The following is a 19,057-nucleotide window of genomic DNA, read 5'->3' as shown; positions in this document are numbered from 1 at the left end:
GTAATAATACAGCAAAAACCCTTGGAACTTAAGGCCGGCAGCCGTCATGGCGGGCAAAAAGTCCCAAATCTACCTGCAATGAACACACGTGCCGTCAAGGAGCACCCCAAAATGAAAAAGGTCGAGGCCATCATCAAGCCGTTCAAGCTGGACGAAGTGCGCGAAGCTCTGTCGGAAATCGGCGTCACCGGATTGACCGTCACCGAGGTCAAAGGCTTCGGGCGCCAGAAAGGGCATACCGAGCTCTACCGCGGCGCCGAATACGTGGTGGACTTCTTGCCTAAGGTCAAACTCGAGGTGGTCATCGCCGACGATCTGGTCGACCGCGCCATCGAGGTCATCATCAATGCCGCCCGCACCGGCAAGATCGGAGATGGCAAAATCTTCGTCTCCCCGGTCGAACAGGTCATTCGCATCCGCACCGGCGAGACCAACGAAGACGCAGTCTAAGCTCAGCGAAAGCGGGGCAAGACCCCGCTTTATCCCTTTTAATTCAATTGCTTGCCAATCCACCTCGTCACACAGACAGATTACGGCAAGCTTAACGAAACCAGCGCGTCCCCTTTCCGCCACAGCGCCTCTTTTGCACTGCACATAAACTCATTTTCCCGCTCGCAATCACGCCCACTCCTGATAGAATGACGCGCCTCCCGGGACTCCCGCCGGGCCCCTGTCGCCTCCGGCACAGAGTTTAGCGGCACCGTTTACGCTGACCCGACTTAAACCGACATATAAAAACGACTGATGACCACTCGACTGATGCCCTTGCTGTGGGGATTCTTGCTGTGCTTGCTCAGCAGCGTTGGTCTGGCCGCTACGCCGGACAACAAGCTGACTATCCTTACCTATCACGAAATCGCCGACAAGAGTGATGCTCTCGAGCCGGCCTTTGCCGTCTCGCCGACCAATTTCGTGCGCCAGATGGACTGGCTGAAGAACAATGGCTACCACTTCGTCAGCATGGACGACGTGCTGGCCGATCGCAGCGGCAAGAAGCCGCTGCCGGAAAAAGCCGTACTGCTGACCTTCGACGACGGCTACCGCTCGATGTACGCCAATGCCTTCCCGGTTCTGAAGATGTTCAAGGCACCGGCGGTGGTCGCGCTCATCGGCAACTGGCTCGACACCAACGGTACCGTGCGATTCGAAGGCAAGCCCGTTCCGCGCAACGTCATGCTGATGTGGGACGACGTGCGCGCCATGACGCAAAGTGGCCTGGTGGAAATCGCCAATCACACCTACAACATGCACGAGGGCATCCTGGCCAACCCGCAAGGCAATATGCAGCCGGCGGCCACAGCACGCCGCTACCTGCCCGAGCTCAAGCGCTACGAGGACGAAGCCAGCTACCGCAAACGCATCTACGCCGACCTGAAGCGCAATAGCGATCTGCTGCGCAAGCACACCGGCAAGGCGCCGCGCATCATGATCTGGCCGTACGGCCGCTACAACAGCACGTCGAGCGACGTGGCGCACCAGCTCGGCATGCCAATCGGCATGACACTGGACGACGGAGCCAACAACGAGCAAACCCCGCTTCACGCACTGCGCCGCGTCCTGATCGAGGGCAATATCACGCTCGACGCATTCCGCAAGGAACTCGCCATCCGCGAAGCCAACATCTCCGACAACGATCGTCCAGGCAAGATCATGCACGTCGATCTGGACTACATCTACGACCCGGATCCGGCGCAACAGGAGCACAACCTGGGCCGCTTGCTCGATCGCATCGTCGCCATGGGCGTAAATACTGTCTACCTGCAAGCCTACGCCGACCCGGACGGCAACGGCGCTGCCGATGCAGTGTACTTCCCGAACCGCCACCTGCCGATGCGCGCCGACCTGTTCAACCGCGTGGCCTGGCAGATTCGCACCCGCACCCCGGTCAAGCGCCTGTACGCCTGGATGCCGATGCTGGCTTTCGAACTGCCGAAGAACGAACCGGCAGCGAGCGACAAGGTCGTCACGCTTCCCAACAAGGCCAACCACCTCACCATGGGCTATCCGCGCCTGTCGCCGTTCTCGCCGCGCGTGCGCCAGGTGATCCGTGACCTCTACCAGGACCTCGCCCGCTCCACGCCGTTCGAGGGCTTGCTGTTCCACGACGACGTCACGCTGTCCGATTATGAAGACGCCAGCCCGATGGCCCTAAAAACCTATAAGGAATGGGGCTTGCCGACCTCGCTGGAAGAAATCCGCAGCAATGACGATCTGCTGGGGCGCTGGACCATCCTCAAGATCAACACGCTCGACAATTTCGCCATGGAACTGGCCGACGTGGTACGCCAGGAGCAGCCGGGCCTGAAGACGGCTCGTAACCTTTACGCCACCGTGGCGCTCAATCCGCGCTCCGAAGTGTGGTACTCGCAATCGCTCGACAACTCGCTCGCCAACTACGACTTCACTGCCATCATGGCCATGCCGTACATGGAAAACGCCGCCGATCCGATGGCTTTCCTGCACGAAATAGTCGATAAAGTGAAGGAGCATCCGGACGCCATGGACAAGGTGGTATTCGAACTGCAGGCCATCGACTGGCGTAGCAACAAACCGGTGCCGAGCCAGGAAATGGCGGACACCATCCGAACGCTGTATGGTTGGGGGGCACGCCATGTCGGTTACTACCCTGACAACCTGCATCGCGATCATCCGGATCCAGCCGTGCTCAAGCCGGTTCTGGACAGCAAGCCGAACGCACCGGACATCCACTAGGCAGACTGATGGTTATTGCATTACTGAAAACACTATGGCAGGGACTGCTGGGTTTCGTGTTTTACTACCCGCTGTTCATGTCCTATTTGTGGATGATCGGCGCCGCGCTGTTTTACTGGCGCCATGAACGCAAGGATGGTCCGTACACCCAGCCCACCCCCTTGCCGGACACGCCGCCGGTCAGCATCCTCATCCCCTGTTTCAACGAGGGGGATAACGCAGAGGAAACCATCAGCCACGCCCTGGCGACCGACTACCCTGACTTCGAGGTGATCGCCATCAACGATGGCAGCAAGGACAACACCGCTGAAGTACTGGACCGCCTGGCCGCCAAGTACGGCCACCTGCGTGTGGTGCACCTGGCACAGAACCAGGGCAAGGCCATGGCACTGCAGGCCGGCAGCCTGCTCGCCAAGCATGAAATCCTGATCTGCATCGACGGCGACGCCCTCCTCGACCGCAATGCCGCGCACTGGATGGTGCGTCACTTCGTGCAGGACCCGGAAGTCGCCGCCGTTACGGGCAACCCTCGCATTCGCAATCGTTCCACGCTGCTTGGACGAGTGCAGGTTGGCGAGTTCTCCTCCATCGTCGGCATGATCAAGCGTGCCCAACGCAGTTTCGGCCGCCTGTTCACCGTGTCCGGCGTGATCACGGCCTTCCGCAAGTCGGCCGTGCACCAGGTGGGCTACTGGAGTGCCGACATGCTGACCGAGGACATCGACATTACCTGGAAGCTGCAGCGCGATGGCTGGGACGTGCGCTTCGAACCCAATGCCCTGGTGTGGATCCTGATGCCGGAAACACTGAAGGGCCTCTGGAAACAGCGCCTGCGCTGGGCCATGGGCGGTGCCCAGGTCTTGCTGAAGAACCTCGATGTCATTCGCCACCCGAGCCAGAACTATTTGTGGCCATTGATGCTCGAACTATGCCTGAGTCTGTTCTGGTCCTACGTAATGCTGCTTCTGGTGATCATCTGGGCCGCCGGTTTGTTGCTGCCATCCGGTTGGCTGCCCCATGTTGGATCGCCGCTGATTCCCCAATGGAGCGGCGTGATCCTGGGTGCCACCTGTCTGTTGCAATTTGCCGTCAGTAAGTGGCTCGATAGCCACTACGACAGAGGGCTGGGACGCAACTATTACTGGATGATCTGGTATCCTTTGGTGTTCTGGATCATTAACATTGGTTCAACCATTGTTGCCTTCCCCAAGGTACTGCTGCGTGGTGAAGGTAAACGTGCCCGGTGGGTAAGCCCGGACCGCGGCATTCGCGCCTGATCGAATCGAAAAGAGGATTCTCCATGCCTGACAACCTGATCATCAACGCCCGTCATCACCTGCGCTGGCATCAGCGCTTGCTGTCCAATGCCTCCACCGCGGCGGCATGGGCAGGCTGGCTGTACCTGTGGCGCCCCATCGTCAATGGCGCCAACTGGCTCACCAGCTGGGGCGCCAGCTACCAGCAGCTGCTGGCCAAGACGCTGAGCACCGGGTCGTCGGGTTCGCTGGAGAATTCGGTCGTGGCATTGCTGGGTACCTCCGGCACCCTGCTGCTGTGGTCGCAACTGCCTTCCCGCAAGCCGAAGGCCACTGCCCACCAGCAGGAAACGCTAGAAAGCTACGCCAACCACTTCGGCATGGGCGAACAGCAAATCCTGGCCGGTCGCTCCGCTTCGGTCTGCGTGGTCCACCACGACAGCCATGGCAAGATCATCGGCATCGAACCGAAAGCCTAAGACAGAAGGCTGGAAAACAGAACGGGTCGCTGATGCGACCCGTTTTTTTTGTCCATCCCAACTCGTTGCCCGCTACCAACCAAGCCCGCGCCTGGCCCCACCTTTCAGTCTGCACCCACCCGTAGCGCCCTCTCAAGTCCAGGCAGCACGCCCTCCCTCTGGCGGCCACCCGCCGCGTCATGGCGCAAAAAAAGCGGGTCGCTGTTGCGACCCGTCCTCTTTAACCAAAACGGCCGAACCGGATTATTTCCAGAACTTCCACCACGGCATTTCTTCCGTCTGCCAACCGTTGGCAAGGTACTGGCTCTTGGGATAGTTGAGTTCCAGTACGCGCCGGGCATCGTCACGCAGTTGCGGCACGCCCAATTTGTCGTAGGCCGTTACGGTCAGCGCCAGGGCCTCTTCCAGATAACCGGTGTTGGCGTATTCCTTTACCACGTTCTGCGCGCGGCCGGCTGCGGCGAGGTAGGCGCCACGCTTCATGTAATAGCGAGCCACGTGCATTTCGTGCCCACCCAGTGCCTTGATCAGCTTGTTCATTTTCTCGGCGGCGTCGGCCGAGTACTGACTGTTGGGGAAGCGGCTGGTCAGCTCGCGGAACGCCAGAAACGCTTCGCGCGTCGCGCGCGGATCACGCTCGCTCATGTCCTGGCCGGCCCACTTGGCCAGCAGGCCGGAATCGTCATTGTAGTACACCAGACCCTTCAGGTAGAGCACATAGTCGAGGTTGGGGTGTGTCGGGTGCAGCTTGATGAAGCGGTCGGCCGCGGCAATGGCCAGTTCCGGTTCATTGTCCTTGTAATGGGTGTAGGCCAGGTCCATTTCCGACTGCTGGGCATAACGTCCGTAAGGGAAACGGGCCTCTAGCGTTTCGTAGAGTTTGACAGCACGGGTATAATTACCGCTGTTCAACTCGTCCCTTGCCTCGGCGTAGAGTTTTTCAACGGTCCAACTGCGTGTTTCATCATACGGCTCATTGGAAGCACACCCGGCGAGGCTAAGCGCCACCAACATTGCTGCAACGTATCTTTTCATGACCGATCCTTACTTTGACTCCGAGGATTATAGCGATATCTCTGAAAACGAGGTATCCGCGACGCAACAGTTCGACGTTCCCCTGTCTCTGGCAGGCGAACGGCTCGACGCGGCGCTGGCTAAACTCCTCCCGGATTACTCACGTAGCCGCCTGACCCAGTGGGTCAAGGATGGCCACGTCTTGCTGGACGGCAAGCCTGCCGTCCCAAAAACCAAACTCTTGGGCGGCGAGCACATCGATGTCGCTGTCCAGCAAACCGAAGAACAGCTCGCCTACCATCCGGAGGCGATGGAACTGCCCATCGTCTACGAAGACGATCACATCATCATCATCAACAAGCCTGCCGGCATGGTGGTGCACCCGGCGGCCGGCAACTGGACCGGCACGCTGCTCAACGGTCTGCTACATCACTGCCCTGCCCTGACCCACGTGCCGCGCGCCGGCATCGTGCACCGGCTCGACAAGGAAACCAGCGGCCTGATGGTGGTGGCCAAGACCATCCCGGCGCAGACCGAGCTGGTGCGCCAGATGCAGGCGCGCAGCGTCAAACGCATCTACCGGGCCATCGCGGACGGCGTGGTGCCGTTCGACGGCAAGATCGAAACCCTGATCGGGCGCGATCCGCACAACCGCATGCGCATGGCCGTGGTGAAATTCGGCGGCAAGCAGGCCATCACCCACGTGCGCGTGCTGGCCACCTTCCCCAGCCACTCGTATATCGAGTGCCGCCTGGAAACCGGCCGCACCCACCAGATCCGCGTGCACATGCGCGAAGCGCGCCACCCGCTGGCCGGCGACCCGCTCTATGGCAACCCGCGCCACACCATGCCGGACGAGGTCGAAGAGGCTGTCAAGGCGCTCGGCCGCCAGGCGTTGCACGCCTACAGCCTGACCCTGACTCACCCGGCCACCGGCCAGGAAATGACCTGGAAGGCCAAGCTGCCGGACGACATGAAACACCTGCTCGCGGTACTGGGCGGCGAAGGCCAGCCCCAGGAAATGGCCGATCACGGAGACCTCGACGAGGACGACGAGGACTGGGACGACGACGACTACGATGTCGAGGTGCTGTATGTTCGCGACTAACCCCGACTGGCTGACGGCAGACTGGCCGGCGCCGGCCAAGGTCAAGACGCTGACCACCACCCGCAAGGGCGGCGTCAGCGAAGCTCCCTACGACAGCTTCAACCTCGGCACCCACGTTGGCGATCTGCCGGAGCACGTCTCGCTCAACCGCGAGACGCTGCGCCGCTTCGTGCCGGAAGAACCGGCTTGGCTCAGCCAGGTGCACGGCACCTGCGTGGTGGACGCAGCGCAGGTGGCGGAGACCCCGGTAGAGGCCGATGCCAGCTTTAGCCGCACGCCGGACACCGTGTGCGTGATCATGACCGCCGACTGTCTGCCGGTGCTGCTCACCAGCCGTGACGGCAGCGTGGTCGGCGCCGCCCATGCTGGCTGGCGCGGGCTGTGCGACGGCGTGATCGAGGCCACGGTGAACGCAATGAACGAGCCGGCGGCCAATCTCATGGCCTGGCTCGGCCCGGCCATCGGCCCAGATGCTTTCGAAGTCGGCGCCGAAGTGCGTGCCGCCTTCATGGCACACGATCCCGCCGCCGCCCAAGCCTTCACCGACATCGGCGAAGGCAAGTTCCTGGCCGATATCTACGCGCTGGCACGACAGCGGCTCGCCGCCCTCGGCATCAACGAGGTTTACGGTGGCGATTTCTGCACCGTGATCGACCGCGAGCGCTTCTTCTCCTACCGCCGCGACCGCACCACCGGACGCATGGCCAGCCTGATCTGGATCGAACCCTGACCACCAGGGTTGCTCCGACACGAACCGCCCACCGTGGCGGTTTTTTCATGCCTGCGGCGTAGCATCGCCGCCACACGCCATGCCTACTACATCTGGTGTTGTTTTGTTGCCAGCGCCCTGTTCCTTGTAATACGGGGCTTGTAGCCTGTCGCACCGCAATAGCACGGCAAGCACCGAAAACGGGAAGTGGGCCGCAAAGCCAATAACCACGCGGATTTCCGTTTTCCAGCGCGCTGTCAAGACTTGTTCTGTCGCTCACTCACCACTAGAATTTGGGCCTGTTCCGCAGCACAACAATACATATAGTGTTTGCCCACAGCTAACACACAGCTTTTCAACAGACTTGTCCACAGCGGTTTCATCCCGCTGACAATCCACCACCCAAAGCAAGAGGGCCCCATGCAACTGACCACCTTTGAAGGGCAAACTGCCGCCGAACTCGGCCGAGCCGCCGCACCGCAAGCCGACTTCAGCCAGTACAAGACCATCCGCCGCAATGGCGCTGTCGTACCGTTCGAGCCGGTCAAGATCTCCATCGCCATGACCAAGGCTTTCCTGGCGATCATGGGGCACCAGGGCGCCACCTCGGCCAGCATCCGTGACAAGGTGGCCCAGCTGACCGAGATGGTGGTCAGCGCGCTGATGCGCCGCAAGCCGGAAGGCGGCGCCATCCACATCGAAGACATCCAGGACCAGGTCGAGCTGTCGCTGATGCGTGCCGGCGAACACGACGTGGCCCGCTCCTACGTGCTGTACCGTGAGCAGCGCTCGCAGGAACGCGCCGCCCGTGGCGAAGCCCTGACCCAGATCACCATCAACGTGGTGCGCAAGAACGGCGCCAAGCTGCCGCTCGACATCGCCAAGCTGCGCGCCACCATCGAGTCGGCCTGCGTAGGCCTGGCCGAAACCGACGTCGACGCCATCCTCACCGAAACGCTGAAGAACATCTACGACGGCGTCAGCGAAGAAGAGGTCAACAAGTCTTCCATCCTGGCCGCACGCGCCATGATCGAGCAGGACCCGGCCTACGACTACGTCACCGCCCGCCTGCTGCTCAACAACATCCGCCTGGAGATCCTCGGCGAAGCCGTGAGCCAGGAAGAAATGGGCCAGTGCTACGTCGATTACTTCCCGCAGGCCATCAAGAAGGGCATCGCCGCCGAACTCTTGGACGAGCGTCTGGGCGAGTACGACCTGAAAAAACTGGGCGCCGCACTCGATGCCAGCCGCGACCTGCAATTCGGCTACCTCGGCCTGCAGACCCTGTACGACCGCTACTTCCTGCACGTGAACGGCACCCGCATCGAGATGCCGCAGGCCTTCTACATGCGCGTCGCCATGGGCCTGGCGCTGAACGAGGTGGAACGCGAGGCGCGCGCCATCGAGTTCTATAACGTGCTGTCGAGCTTCGACTTCATGTCGTCCACCCCGACGCTGTTCAACTCCGGCACGCGCCGCAGCCAGCTCTCCAGCTGCTACCTGACCACCATCGCCGATGACCTCGACGGCATCTACGAAGGCATCAAGGAAAACGCCCTGCTCTCCAAGTTTGCCGGTGGCCTGGGCAACGACTGGACCCCGGTGCGCGCCATGGGCTCGCACATCAAGGGCACCAACGGCAAGTCGCAAGGCGTGGTGCCGTTTCTGAAGGTGGTCAACGACACCGCCGTGGCAGTCAACCAGGGCGGCAAGCGCAAGGGCGCGGTATGCGCCTACCTGGAAACCTGGCACCTCGATATCGAAGAGTTCGTCGAACTGCGCAAGAACACCGGTGACGACCGCCGCCGCACCCACGACATGAACACCGCCAACTGGATTCCGGACCTATTCATGAAGCGCGTGATGGACGGTGCCGAGTGGACGCTGCTGTCGCCGTCCGAGTGCCCGGACCTGCACGACCTGGTCGGCGCTGCCTTCGAGAAGCGCTACCAGGAATACGAAGCCATGGCTGCGCGCGGTGAACTCCGTGTGTTCAAGCGTATCCCGGCTCTGAGCCTGTGGCGCAAGATGCTGACCATGCTGTTCGAAACCGGCCATCCGTGGATCACCTTCAAGGACCCGTGCAACATCCGCAGTCCGCAAGGCCACATGGGCGTGGTTCACAGCTCCAACCTGTGCACCGAAATCACGCTGAACACCAACGACGATGAAATCGCCGTGTGCAACCTGGGCTCGGTCAACCTGGCCCGCCACATGCAGGCCGACGGCACACTCGACGGCACCAAGCTGCAGCGCACCGTTCGCATCGCCATGCGCATGCTGGACAACGTCATCGACATCAACTTCTACCCGGTGAAGAAGGCGCGCAACTCCAACCTGAAGCACCGTCCGGTCGGCATGGGCATCATGGGCTTCCAGGACTGCCTGCACATGAAGCGCATCCCGTACGCGTCGCAGGAAGCGGTCGAGTTCGCCGACGAATCGATGGAACTGGTGGCTTACCACGCCTACTCGGCGTCCAGCGAACTGGCCCAGGAACGCGGCCGCTACCCGTCGTACAAGGGCAGCCTGTGGGATCGCGGCGTGCTGCCGCACGACAGCATCAACCTGCTGGCGGCCGAGCGCGGCGGTTACCTCGACGTGGACCGCACCGAGCGCCTGGACTGGAACACGTTGCGCGAGCGCATCAAGGAACACGGCATGCGCAACTCGAACTGCCTGGCCATCGCCCCGACCGCGACCATCGCCAACATCATCGGCGTGTCCGCCTCGATCGAGCCGACCTACCAGAACCTGTTCGTGAAATCCAACCTGTCGGGCGAATTCACCGTCACCAACGAACACCTGGTGCGCGACCTGAAGAAGCTCGGCCTGTGGGATGAAGTGATGGTCTCGGACCTGAAATACTTCGACGGCAGCCTGGGCCGCATCGACCGCATCCCGACCGAGCTGAAAGCGATCTACGCCACCGCCTTCGAGATGGACCCGAAATGGCTGGTGGACGCCGCCAGCCGCCGCCAGAAGTGGATTGACCAGGCGCAGTCGCTGAACCTGTACATGGCCGGCGCCTCGGGCAAGAAGCTGGACGAGCTGTACAAGTACGCCTGGGTACGTGGCCTGAAAACCACCTACTATCTGCGCACCCTGGCAGCCACCAGCGCCGAGAAGTCGACCGGTCGCGGCGGCGAGCTGAACGCAGTATCGGCCACCACCCCAGCCGTGAGCGCCGCGCCGGAAGTGGACAACACCCCGGCCACCGACGCCAAGTTCTGCTCGATCGACAACCCGGATTGCGAGGCTTGCCAGTAAGGTAGTTGTAGGGCGGAAGCCCCTTCAGGGGCGTTCCGCCAGGGTTGGCCGAAGCAGGCTTCGGCCAACCTCCAGCCTCAAACCGATTTGAAAAAGTCGGTTTTGGGATGGGCGAATTAGTAGACTCACCAAGACGTTGTACGAACACTATCGTAGCGGGCCATTTGGAATCACTCTTCAAATGACCTGATGTCTGAAGACATGGCGTCTAACGCTTGTACAAAGCGCAGCGAGTGACAGCAATTATTTCCAAATTTTTTATGGAGGCTTCTATGAGCCAATTGATTGTCACCCACTGCCAGACAAGTGATCCATACCTCCTGTGGCTAGCCAGCTGTGAGGGAAGGAAAATGGGGGGCATTGATGCCCGGACGCACTATCAGTGGCTGTGGGGAGAACTGCCAACCACGCTTATGAATTGCCTAAGTCATCTGGGCCTGTCCGCCTGCGAAGTGATAGAGGCAGATACAACTTATATGAAATTCAAGCTGACCTTCTCAGCAGAGCCGTCATCTTTTGTGAATGAGTTAACGGCTCTAGCAAAGAAAGACTGGCTAGACGTAACGGAGCTAGAGTTTTTAGCTTAAGTCGGGGTGGGCGATGACTATGTTGGCTGGTGGGGTAGCGCGTAGCGAAACCCCGCACCCGTCCGGCCAGTCAAAACCCCATGCGACCTCACGTCGCCGAGGAGATTGCCATGCGCCGTTTACTGCTGCTGTGTGTCATCGCCCTACTCGCCGGCTGCACCACCATGGCCGACCAATTGCACGGCTCGCTGAAGCCGCCGCCGGGCCAGGGCTACGCGATCTTTTCGATGACGGTGCGCACCTTCACCCCGGACAGCGCCAGCGCCGACCTCAACTGGCGCGGTCTGGATAACAGCCGGCATGGCACGGTCTGGGCCAGCTTCAACACCGACACCGTGTTCGGCGAAGAAGGCATGAGCCCGGCGGAAGGAAAGCTACAACTGGTAGCGCTGCCTCCGGGGCGCTACGAACTGCAGGACGCCTGGGGCCAGTGGAGCGATGACGATTTGTGGTGGTCTTCTTACCGCCGCATCACGCACTTTGCGCTGCACAAGCCGTTCGACATCCGCGCGGGCGAAACGGTCTACCTCGGCGAAGTGTGGTTCGACCTCAACTACCGGTCGGAAGTGGAATTGCGCGACGCCCAGCGCCGTGACTTCGGGCACATGCGCCGGGTGTGGAAGGTGAATGACTTGTCGTCGATCGCCATCCGCCCGCTCACCGGCAAGGTCAGCGGCGGCTACTGAAACAGACAGGCAGGTGACCGTAGGATGGGTGAAGCACAGCGCAACCCATCCCTCGACCGACAGGCACATGCTCCCTGTTCCATTCTCAAGCCGGCTCCGCCGAGCCGGTTTCGGAATGGCATTGAAACATCGGGCTTCGGCCAACCTTTGAAGGTTGGCCGAAGCCCACCGAAACACTTTAGAAAGAATAACCAGGAGTTAGCATGCTGAGCTTTGAAGACCCGATCACCCCCGTTACCGCCGCCAACAACTCGATGGACGCCCACGGCACCGGCCGCGTCAACGCCAGCGACAAGCGCGTCATCAACGGCCAGACCGACGTCAACCAGCTCGTCCCGTTCAAGTACAAGTGGGCCTGGGAAAAATACCTGGCGCAGTGCGCCAACCACTGGATGCCGCAAGAAGTGAACATGCAGCGCGACATCGAACAGTGGAAGACCGGCCAACTGTCCGAAGATGAAATGCGCCTCGTGAAGCGCAACCTCGGCTTCTTCGTCACCGCCGACAGCCTCGCCGCCAACAACATCGTGCTCGGCACCTACCGCCAGATCACCGCGCCGGAATGCCGCCAGTTCCTGCTGCGCCAGGCCTTCGACGAAGCCATCCACACCCACGCCTACCAGTACATCGTCGAATCGCTCGGCCTGGACGAAGGCGAAGTGTTCAATGCCTACCATGAGATCAAGTCCATCCGTGACAAGGACGAGTTCCTGATCCCGTTCATCGACACCCTGTGCAACCCGGAATTCAAGACCGGCACCACCGAAACCGACCAGCAACTGCTCAAGTCGCTGATCGTGTTCGCCTGCATCATGGAAGGCCTGTTCTTCTACGTCGGCTTCGTGCAGATCCTGGCGCTGGGCCGCCAGAACAAGATGACCGGCGCCGCCGAACAGTACCAGTACATCCTGCGCGACGAGTCCATGCACTGCAACTTCGGCATCGACCTGATCAACACCGTGAAGCAGGAAAACCCGCAGCTCTGGACCGAAGAATTCAAGGCCGAGATCACCGGCCTGTTCAAGCACGCGGTGGAGCTGGAATACGCCTACGCCGAAGACACCATGCCGCGCGGCGTGCTCGGCCTCAACGCCGCCATGTTCAAGGAATACCTGCGCTTCATCGCCAACCGCCGCATGCAGCAGATCGGCCTGGAGCCGATGTTCCCCGGCGTGACCAACCCGTTCCCGTGGATGTCCGAGATGATTGATCTGAAGAAGGAAAAGAACTTCTTCGAGACGCGGGTTACGGAGTACCAGACTGGCGGCGCGCTGAGCTGGGATTAACGCCAATTGTCAAAAATCGGAAAGGTTGAAATTTTCTAGTCAAAGCATGAAATTTCCGATAGCCAAAGTGTGAAATCTCACTTGACAACCTGAAAAAAGCCCTGCAAAAGCAGGGCCTTTTTCAGGGCCTGGGAATGTAGTCGTTTACGAAATAGTCACTGACCAATGCGCGTACGGGCCTCGGCTTTTCGGCCAAAGCGGTTGGCTGCCCCATCTGGCCTGAACGTCTGCTCAGAGCCACATACCGGCCACTTTCCTGTCACTGCACCGAATTTCGGCATTCGCCCCTCAGGATCTCGGACTTTCGACCCGACTCGGCTGTTCCGCCCCCATATGTTGAGCGGTGACTCGCCATTTTTCGTTCTCGCTTGAAGGCCGCAACTCTTGCTGATTTTTTCATGCAGCACCGCTGCCTAGTCTAGTCATTGCCGTAGTCTGGCTCGTACTCCATCTCGCGCTCCTGCTGATCTTTGTGGATGTAGCTCACACCCGCTGCATTGATCTCATCGCTTCCCATGAGAGTTAGGTCGCATGTCGGGCAGTGAAACTCTTCGCCAACAAATTCGCGATCGACAATTTCCCATATTGCATCTTCGTCCCACTCTTCATTAATGTCTTCCCCAGTCTGTTCGCCAGTCATAAAAGCACGGCATTTACATGCTGGGCAGCATTCTTTCCAAATTTCATCGTAACTACCTTTGAAAAGGCCAGCCAGGTGTTGAGGCTCCCGCAACTCAGCCTCCGCCATCAGGCGATCACGCTCGACCTTCTTCAGTGCTTCGAATTGCTCCTTGGCGGCCTCAACGCGTAGCTTCACTGCTGCATCAAGTGCTTTGGCCGCTTCATCGAGCAAATGACGTGGAGCCTTAGCATCCGCAGCACCTAACCATTGCTCCAGCGAAGAACCCATATGGAGAAGAATTGTGTCGCAGGCATGCCAGTAGCGGGCTTCCCAAGCGTCGAGTCGCATGGCCCGGAATGGGATGTCGGCGGAGTGAAGTTCAGCGTTGCGACGTTCTGAAATTTCCAGGCAAAATTTCTGGATGGTTTTGTCGAACCTTGGAACGAGATGTGCGAGGCGTTCGAATAAGGTCTTCGCAGTGATGGTTTTTACATCGGTCGTGACATTGATGCCGGCTGCGACAAACATCGATGGGGAATGGGTTGGATCGACGACGAGGCTCGGGTGCTTATGTGCGAGCGCAGCTTTTCCTAGCAGTTCCAGCGCGAGCGAAGCCCAGAGCTGATATTCATCAAGATCGCTGCTCCCTTTTCTGAGCAGTGCACGGCCGATGTAAACCTTTGACATCGTATAAAGCGCATCGCTGTTTATTGCAATAAAGACATCGCTAGGCATCGATAAGTATCCTTGCTAAGCACCGACCAGTGTCTTGTTCCGACGTCCCGCGCCCATGCAGAACGCGCCAGTTATCAATGATCAGAATGTCGCCCCTGTGCCAATGATGAACTTCTGGTAAACCTTCAGCCAGCCGTTGTTCTACGAGTCGCAGGGCTGCTTGTCCACGCATATCAATGGCTTCAATGCAGCCAGGATCATATCGAAGGAAGGAGCGGTCGGAAGACAGTATGGTTGAGTAGAATGAGCGCCGGCCAGTTCGAACAAAGATCGGTGCGCTTTCGAGAAGGTGAAGCTCCTCGGGTGAAAAGTCGAGGGCTCTCCAATCGAGCAGCAGCGTCGCTGTGCTTAGCGGGCCAGGTTCTATGCAGCCCAGAAGGACATAGCGGCAGGGCCGAGGTCTGTGGCTTAGTTCGGCGTGGAACGGTAACGCACCAAAACCGTACCGCGCGCTCAAGGATCGCGGATGAGCATCATCTACGGCTTGAGGACGAACAACCTCCATGAGCGAAGCGGTCCGCCCTCTGATACGTGTTCCAAGAAGATCTCCAACGCGGTTGAGTTCACTAACGACAGCATCACCCTCCAAGCCCTCAATTACATGCTGTGCCCAACCGCGTTTGGCCAAGGCGAGAAAGAACTTCGGCAGAGTGATCATACTTGCGTCCAGGGTTGCGATGTAGGGCGTTAATCCGCTTGTGGCCGGCAATAGTCATGCTAGCACATGGGCATGAATGTCTGCTAAGGCCGACCGACTACCCGTCAAGTGATGCTGGCGAGAGGTCGGCAAACGCAGCTCGCCCACCCCATCCACCCGGAGTCAGACCAAGGCCACATTCAGACAATTTCTTTGTCATTGGCACCGGGAGTCGGCTTTCTGTACCAGGGGATGCGCACACGCGCTCCCCTGTTTCCGACCGATCAGTCAAAGCGTCAACGCCCGGTATCCGGGTAGAACAGACGCATGGCAGGCCGCCACAATGGTTCTGCTAAAGCAGACGAACATGTCTATGTGCTAGCATGTCCACTATCGCTAGGAACTACCGCTGTACCTTCCTGTAAAGCCATCATTAAAGTGACCGGTTCGCGCTGCAATCTGCCGTGCACTCTACTTTTTACATGTCCTAAAGCGTAGAGAAACACAAGCTGCCGGTAGTCACAAAATATGGAATTTGTTAATTTTTAATCGAAATCTCTTATGTCATTTTTTAATTCCGCGCCCACTCCTTCAAATATCTCACTTCCAAGTCCTGATTTCACGTGCCTCCAATCTTCAGTCGCCTACTATGGTCATTTAAACCAGATAATCCAACTTCAAATCAATACATCGTCATTTTTAACGCTTTTGGAGAAATGGAAGCGCTGCGAAGATGTAAATGATATTGTTAAAGATCTTTTGAGACCTGTTGTCCATGAATTTCGGCACTGGGTCGACATGCACTGCACTCCAGGAGGGCTATCCATTTTAAATTATATTTTCAGACTGGCGAAGAACTCAAAGGACAGAAAGGCAATCTGGGAGGTTAAGAAAAACATCAGCCTAGAAGTATTCAAGGATAAATCCGTGAATACTCCAGAACTGCCATGGCGCATAGTTTCCACTAGGAGCATTCCTGTATTTTTTGAACAAATTGAACATCTCTCACTTTGTTTTTTTAAAGGAAACGAACGCCGTCACTTTTGCAAATCTCCTCTTTATTTGGGTAGCATGCTAGAGGTCAATGCAGTATGGCAAGAGCTAATTGAAGGGGTTGCGCTGAGTAGAAACGACGAATCGTGGGTAGTCGAGAAGAGAGTCCTGACTGAAGAGTTTTCAAAGTTCGTATATGACTCGAAATTACCAGAGTATCATTCACTGGCACATTTTGTGGCTTTGCAGAAAGGAGAGCCTGACGTGTTGACCGCCTATAGAATGGCTTCTGCGATATCGGCCTTTATCCTAATGATGCCTGATGACTTTTTACGAACATCTGCAGAGAAATGCGCTTTCGAGCTCAATAAAGATGCGAAATACAGAGATGTTATCAGGCTGAACCGTGAATGGCCACGTGAAATTTTATATTATTTTATTGTAATGAATTTGCACAAATTAACAAATTACAATGATGTCAATGAAATATTTACATTGCTTCCTTTTTGGAAAAACGAACGTAATAACTATTTTGATCTAATGTACGATGGGTATTGCAAAAAACTTAGAAGCATGGCAAATGAGTTCGGCGGGTATTTTGAAAGCATTTCCAATGCACTGCGGGGTAATGCGCAGCGTCTTGCGGAGCAGAAAAGCCTTAATCCACTTATAATGGGACTCAAAAGACCGCCAATTTATTTGAATGGCGGCACCATTCCAGGAGATGATGAATTCTCCGGATATGAGGACTATTTCAGTTCAATCCCGGACACTGAAATGGCCATGGCTATAAAAATAGATCGCCAATAATTTTAATTATTCGCATTCTTAATTGCGTTTTTTTCTTTGACATAAAGGAATGTCTGTAATTTGCACCAAGCAGACATTATGATTCTGTTCGTTAACGGCGACTATGACTGAGCGGCGGCTGGGTTCAAGTCATCGATTCAAGCTGCCGTGCGTATTCCTCGCGACATTAGCCGCTACTTGTCAGAAAGCCGCCGATCTCTGGTATGTCCTTAGCTATGTCCGCTTGCAGGCATTTAATGAAATGGCCTGTATTTCAACCTCCACCCCGTCCAAATGTTGTTATCCGATTTTCTCTCTTCTTGATTCGTATTTGGCTATCTCTGTGTACCATTCTTTGATGGCAATCCAAGCAAAGGCATATCATACCTTCTATTGTTGAAGGACCTCCTTTTGCATACTCAAAGATGTGGTGTGCTTGAACTCCAATTGTCGATGCGCATAACTGGCACATATTTAAATCAATTATCCTTCTTTGGTTTTGTGCCTTCCGGTGATCACTCGGCCTGTTCATCACACCTCCTCATGAATCTGCATCAATTTGCGATGAATCCCCAGTGACATTCAATTGGCCTTGGGTGTTATTTACTCCAACCTCAAGGGCCAGGTTCTCATTTCTTCGCTTCAGCATCAATTGCAAAGAGTCATATGGCCCCTCAATTCCTGTATAGTCCTCAAGCTCTCCTTGCTCTTCAAGCTTTTCTATCATTTTTAAAATCTCCTTCACCTTTTCCTTGCTTCCAACAAACGCGATGTTTGCAGCCCATTTTTCTTCTTTAGACATTATTCACCCTCCATAGCAGGGAGAGTAATAGTAAGATCAGTCTCCGAGTCGTAAACCTCAATTTTCCCGATGCCACGCTTTACAACAATGCAGAAGCTCTCGTCAAAAGTCGGAAACCCTTCCCGGATTCCGATAATTTTGTAGGCTCTATATTCTTCGCCAAATTTAATTAAGGTAACTTTTTCAGATGCATCTTCAATGTCGTGTATCGCCACAACCTCGAAACTCTTAAAGAAACTTGGCTTACCTCCATCAAGCCCGCACAATTTGTGAATATGATAATCGCCATTGGCGTTACGGATTATCATTTCTTTCTCGCTGAGGCCGCACAAGAAATCACCTTCTTGCAAGATTTTAAATCTGTATTCTCTCAAGAAATCTAACTCCTATAGATATAACGGTATGCATTACTCACGTCAAAAGTCTGGCAAAATCAATCTAAAAGAACTAGTTTTTGGGTGCCTAACGGCTAAGCTTGTTAGCTCTTTGCATCTACCTTATCAGCTAGTAGGTGGTATTCAATTCGGACAAAAGCTTTTGTCAATTCACACAAAGTAACCGCTTCCTCTTTTGATATCAAAGGTGCCTGCGTACTTCCATGCCCAGCCAAAGGCGTTGAATTCCTTGACTTGTATGTCTCCAAAACCTTGGCCTGAATTTCTGCAGGGAGCTGAGAATCTTTTTTGTATCGATCAAAGAAACTTGCCAATGTTTGACCTTGTACGCTTGCAATTCCGACCACATCCTTGGCAAGCGTTTCGAATATAGATGCACTAGAATGAAGAACGCCAGCGTAATCTAAATTATCTAGCGCAGAAGCCATTCTATTGACCAAAACCCTGATGTTTGGATGTTCATTTGACTGAGGAGCATCTTCTTCGAGTTTCTCAATCGAAATCACCTCGACTTCTGTGCCCGCTCCTTTTACAAAGCGGAAAGACGCTCCTTCTTGCTCCAGGAGGTTGTTTATATCTTTCCTGACAAGCCATTTCCTATCTATTACCTCACAGAGTAGTTCAATTAAACGGCTGGTATCAAGGCGGCGAAAGCAAAGCTCAAATTCGCCATTGTGCCAAGCGTATTCGCAGTCTTCGTACCCACCCATGTCATCGGCCTGCAAAACGTATATAGCTTTGCCGATCAATGTTCTGGAGCGATTGATCAGCCAGTTCTGATTCATGAAGAAGTGCCGGGCGAAATTCTCATTTCGCTCAATAAGGCGGGTTAAGTGAACCCGAAACTCTTGCGACACAACCTCATATTCGAGCTGTTTCTTGTCCTCTTCGGATAGGTAAATTGAGTATTTCATGAGATGTATCTCAAAATTTAACAGTATTTATATAGTCGCGAATGTCTGCATATCAATCGATAT

At 56.5% G+C, this 19,057-nt stretch carries 18 protein-coding genes; 11 read left to right on the top strand and 7 right to left on the bottom strand.

The features are described 5' to 3' along the window. The first annotated feature begins 111 nt into the window (after window positions 1-111). The 4 genes from B9N72_RS09930 to pgaD all read left to right on the top strand — a co-directional run bounded on the left by B9N72_RS09930 (window position 112) and on the right by pgaD (window position 4,447). Window positions 112-450, top strand: coding sequence for a P-II family nitrogen regulator (locus B9N72_RS09930; RefSeq protein ID WP_008954086.1), 339 nt, complete (start codon window positions 112-114; stop codon window positions 448-450). A gap of 294 nt (window positions 451-744) precedes the next feature. After that, a complete protein-coding gene (gene pgaB / locus B9N72_RS09925) occupies window positions 745-2,712 on the top strand; it encodes a poly-beta-1,6-N-acetyl-D-glucosamine N-deacetylase PgaB (protein WP_085276244.1) in 1,968 nt (655 codons plus the stop codon). An 8-nt stretch (window positions 2,713-2,720) separates the two neighbouring features. Beyond that, window positions 2,721-3,989, top strand: coding sequence for a poly-beta-1,6-N-acetyl-D-glucosamine synthase (gene pgaC, locus B9N72_RS09920; protein WP_085276243.1), 1,269 nt, complete (start codon window positions 2,721-2,723; stop codon window positions 3,987-3,989). Between the two features lie 23 nt (window positions 3,990-4,012). Continuing rightward, a complete protein-coding gene (pgaD, locus tag B9N72_RS09915; RefSeq protein WP_085276242.1) occupies window positions 4,013-4,447 on the top strand; it encodes a poly-beta-1,6-N-acetyl-D-glucosamine biosynthesis protein PgaD in 435 nt (144 codons plus the stop codon). A 243-nt stretch (window positions 4,448-4,690) separates the two neighbouring features. Here the strand turns inward: pgaD and B9N72_RS09910 are convergent, their stop codons facing one another. Beyond that, window positions 4,691-5,482, bottom strand: a complete 792-nt coding sequence (locus B9N72_RS09910; RefSeq protein ID WP_085276241.1) for an outer membrane protein assembly factor BamD — start codon at window positions 5,480-5,482, stop codon at window positions 4,691-4,693. Between B9N72_RS09910 and rluD the strand changes: the two genes are divergently transcribed. The 6 genes from rluD to B9N72_RS09880 all read left to right on the top strand — a co-directional run bounded on the left by rluD (window position 5,481) and on the right by B9N72_RS09880 (window position 13,107). After that, window positions 5,481-6,569, top strand: a complete 1,089-nt coding sequence (gene rluD / locus B9N72_RS09905) for a 23S rRNA pseudouridine(1911/1915/1917) synthase RluD (RefSeq protein WP_085276240.1) — start codon at window positions 5,481-5,483, stop codon at window positions 6,567-6,569. The genes B9N72_RS09910 and rluD overlap by 2 nt on opposite strands. After that, window positions 6,556-7,299 carry a peptidoglycan editing factor PgeF gene (gene pgeF, locus B9N72_RS09900; protein WP_085276239.1) on the top strand — a complete coding sequence of 248 codons (744 nt, stop codon included), beginning with the start codon at window positions 6,556-6,558 and terminating at the stop codon, window positions 7,297-7,299. Before rluD ends, pgeF begins: the two co-directional genes overlap by 14 nt. A 399-nt stretch (window positions 7,300-7,698) precedes the next feature. Next, window positions 7,699-10,548 carry a ribonucleoside-diphosphate reductase subunit alpha gene (locus B9N72_RS09895; RefSeq protein ID WP_085276238.1) on the top strand — a complete coding sequence of 950 codons (2,850 nt, stop codon included), beginning with the start codon at window positions 7,699-7,701 and terminating at the stop codon, window positions 10,546-10,548. 272 nt (window positions 10,549-10,820) lie between these two features. Then, window positions 10,821-11,135, top strand: coding sequence for a hypothetical protein (locus B9N72_RS09890; protein ID WP_085276237.1), 315 nt, complete (start codon window positions 10,821-10,823; stop codon window positions 11,133-11,135). Between the two features lie 110 nt (window positions 11,136-11,245). Then, window positions 11,246-11,821, top strand: a complete 576-nt coding sequence (locus B9N72_RS09885; protein WP_085276236.1) for a hypothetical protein — start codon at window positions 11,246-11,248, stop codon at window positions 11,819-11,821. A 203-nt stretch (window positions 11,822-12,024) separates the two neighbouring features. Next, window positions 12,025-13,107: a ribonucleotide-diphosphate reductase subunit beta gene (locus tag B9N72_RS09880; protein WP_008954077.1), complete on the top strand. Its 1,083-nt coding sequence runs from the start codon at window positions 12,025-12,027 to the stop codon at window positions 13,105-13,107. Between the two features lie 418 nt (window positions 13,108-13,525). Here B9N72_RS09880 and B9N72_RS09875 read toward each other — a convergent pair whose 3' ends face one another. Both B9N72_RS09875 and B9N72_RS21715 read right to left on the bottom strand, forming a co-directional pair. Beyond that, window positions 13,526-14,464, bottom strand: coding sequence for a hypothetical protein (locus tag B9N72_RS09875; protein WP_085276235.1), 939 nt, complete (start codon window positions 14,462-14,464; stop codon window positions 13,526-13,528). Then, window positions 14,457-14,969, bottom strand: a complete 513-nt coding sequence (locus B9N72_RS21715) for a TauD/TfdA family dioxygenase (protein ID WP_407681300.1) — start codon at window positions 14,967-14,969, stop codon at window positions 14,457-14,459. Before B9N72_RS21715 ends, B9N72_RS09875 begins: the two co-directional genes overlap by 8 nt. 1,059 nt (window positions 14,970-16,028) lie before the next feature. Here B9N72_RS21715 and B9N72_RS09865 point away from each other — a divergent pair. Beyond that, a complete protein-coding gene (locus B9N72_RS09865) occupies window positions 16,029-16,904 on the top strand; it encodes a hypothetical protein (RefSeq protein ID WP_143477795.1) in 876 nt (291 codons plus the stop codon). 253 nt (window positions 16,905-17,157) lie between these two features. Here B9N72_RS09865 and B9N72_RS21710 read toward each other — a convergent pair whose 3' ends face one another. The 4 genes from B9N72_RS21710 to B9N72_RS09845 all read right to left on the bottom strand — a co-directional run bounded on the left by B9N72_RS21710 (window position 17,158) and on the right by B9N72_RS09845 (window position 18,994). After that, entirely contained in the window at window positions 17,158-17,355 is a 198-nt protein-coding gene (locus B9N72_RS21710) for an HNH endonuclease (protein WP_407681299.1), read from the bottom strand. A 69-nt stretch (window positions 17,356-17,424) separates the two neighbouring features. After that, entirely contained in the window at window positions 17,425-17,685 is a 261-nt protein-coding gene (locus tag B9N72_RS09855) for a hypothetical protein (protein ID WP_085276231.1), read from the bottom strand. Then, on the bottom strand, window positions 17,685-18,059 hold the full coding sequence (locus tag B9N72_RS09850; RefSeq protein WP_085276230.1) for a hypothetical protein: 375 nt from the start codon (window positions 18,057-18,059) through the stop codon (window positions 17,685-17,687). The genes B9N72_RS09855 and B9N72_RS09850 overlap by 1 nt, the downstream gene beginning before the upstream one ends. Window positions 18,060-18,163: 104 nt before the next feature. After that, window positions 18,164-18,994 (bottom strand): hypothetical protein, encoded by an 831-nt coding sequence (locus B9N72_RS09845; RefSeq protein ID WP_085276229.1) that lies wholly within the window; start codon window positions 18,992-18,994, stop codon window positions 18,164-18,166. Window positions 18,995-19,057 lie beyond the last annotated feature (63 nt).

Origin of the sequence: Pseudogulbenkiania subflava DSM 22618 (assembly GCF_900177275.1) — a bacterium.
Taxonomy (GTDB): domain Bacteria; phylum Pseudomonadota; class Gammaproteobacteria; order Burkholderiales; family Chromobacteriaceae; genus Pseudogulbenkiania; species Pseudogulbenkiania subflava.
Note: the sequence above shows the minus strand (reverse complement) of the source record. Positions and strands in the feature narration are given on the sequence as shown.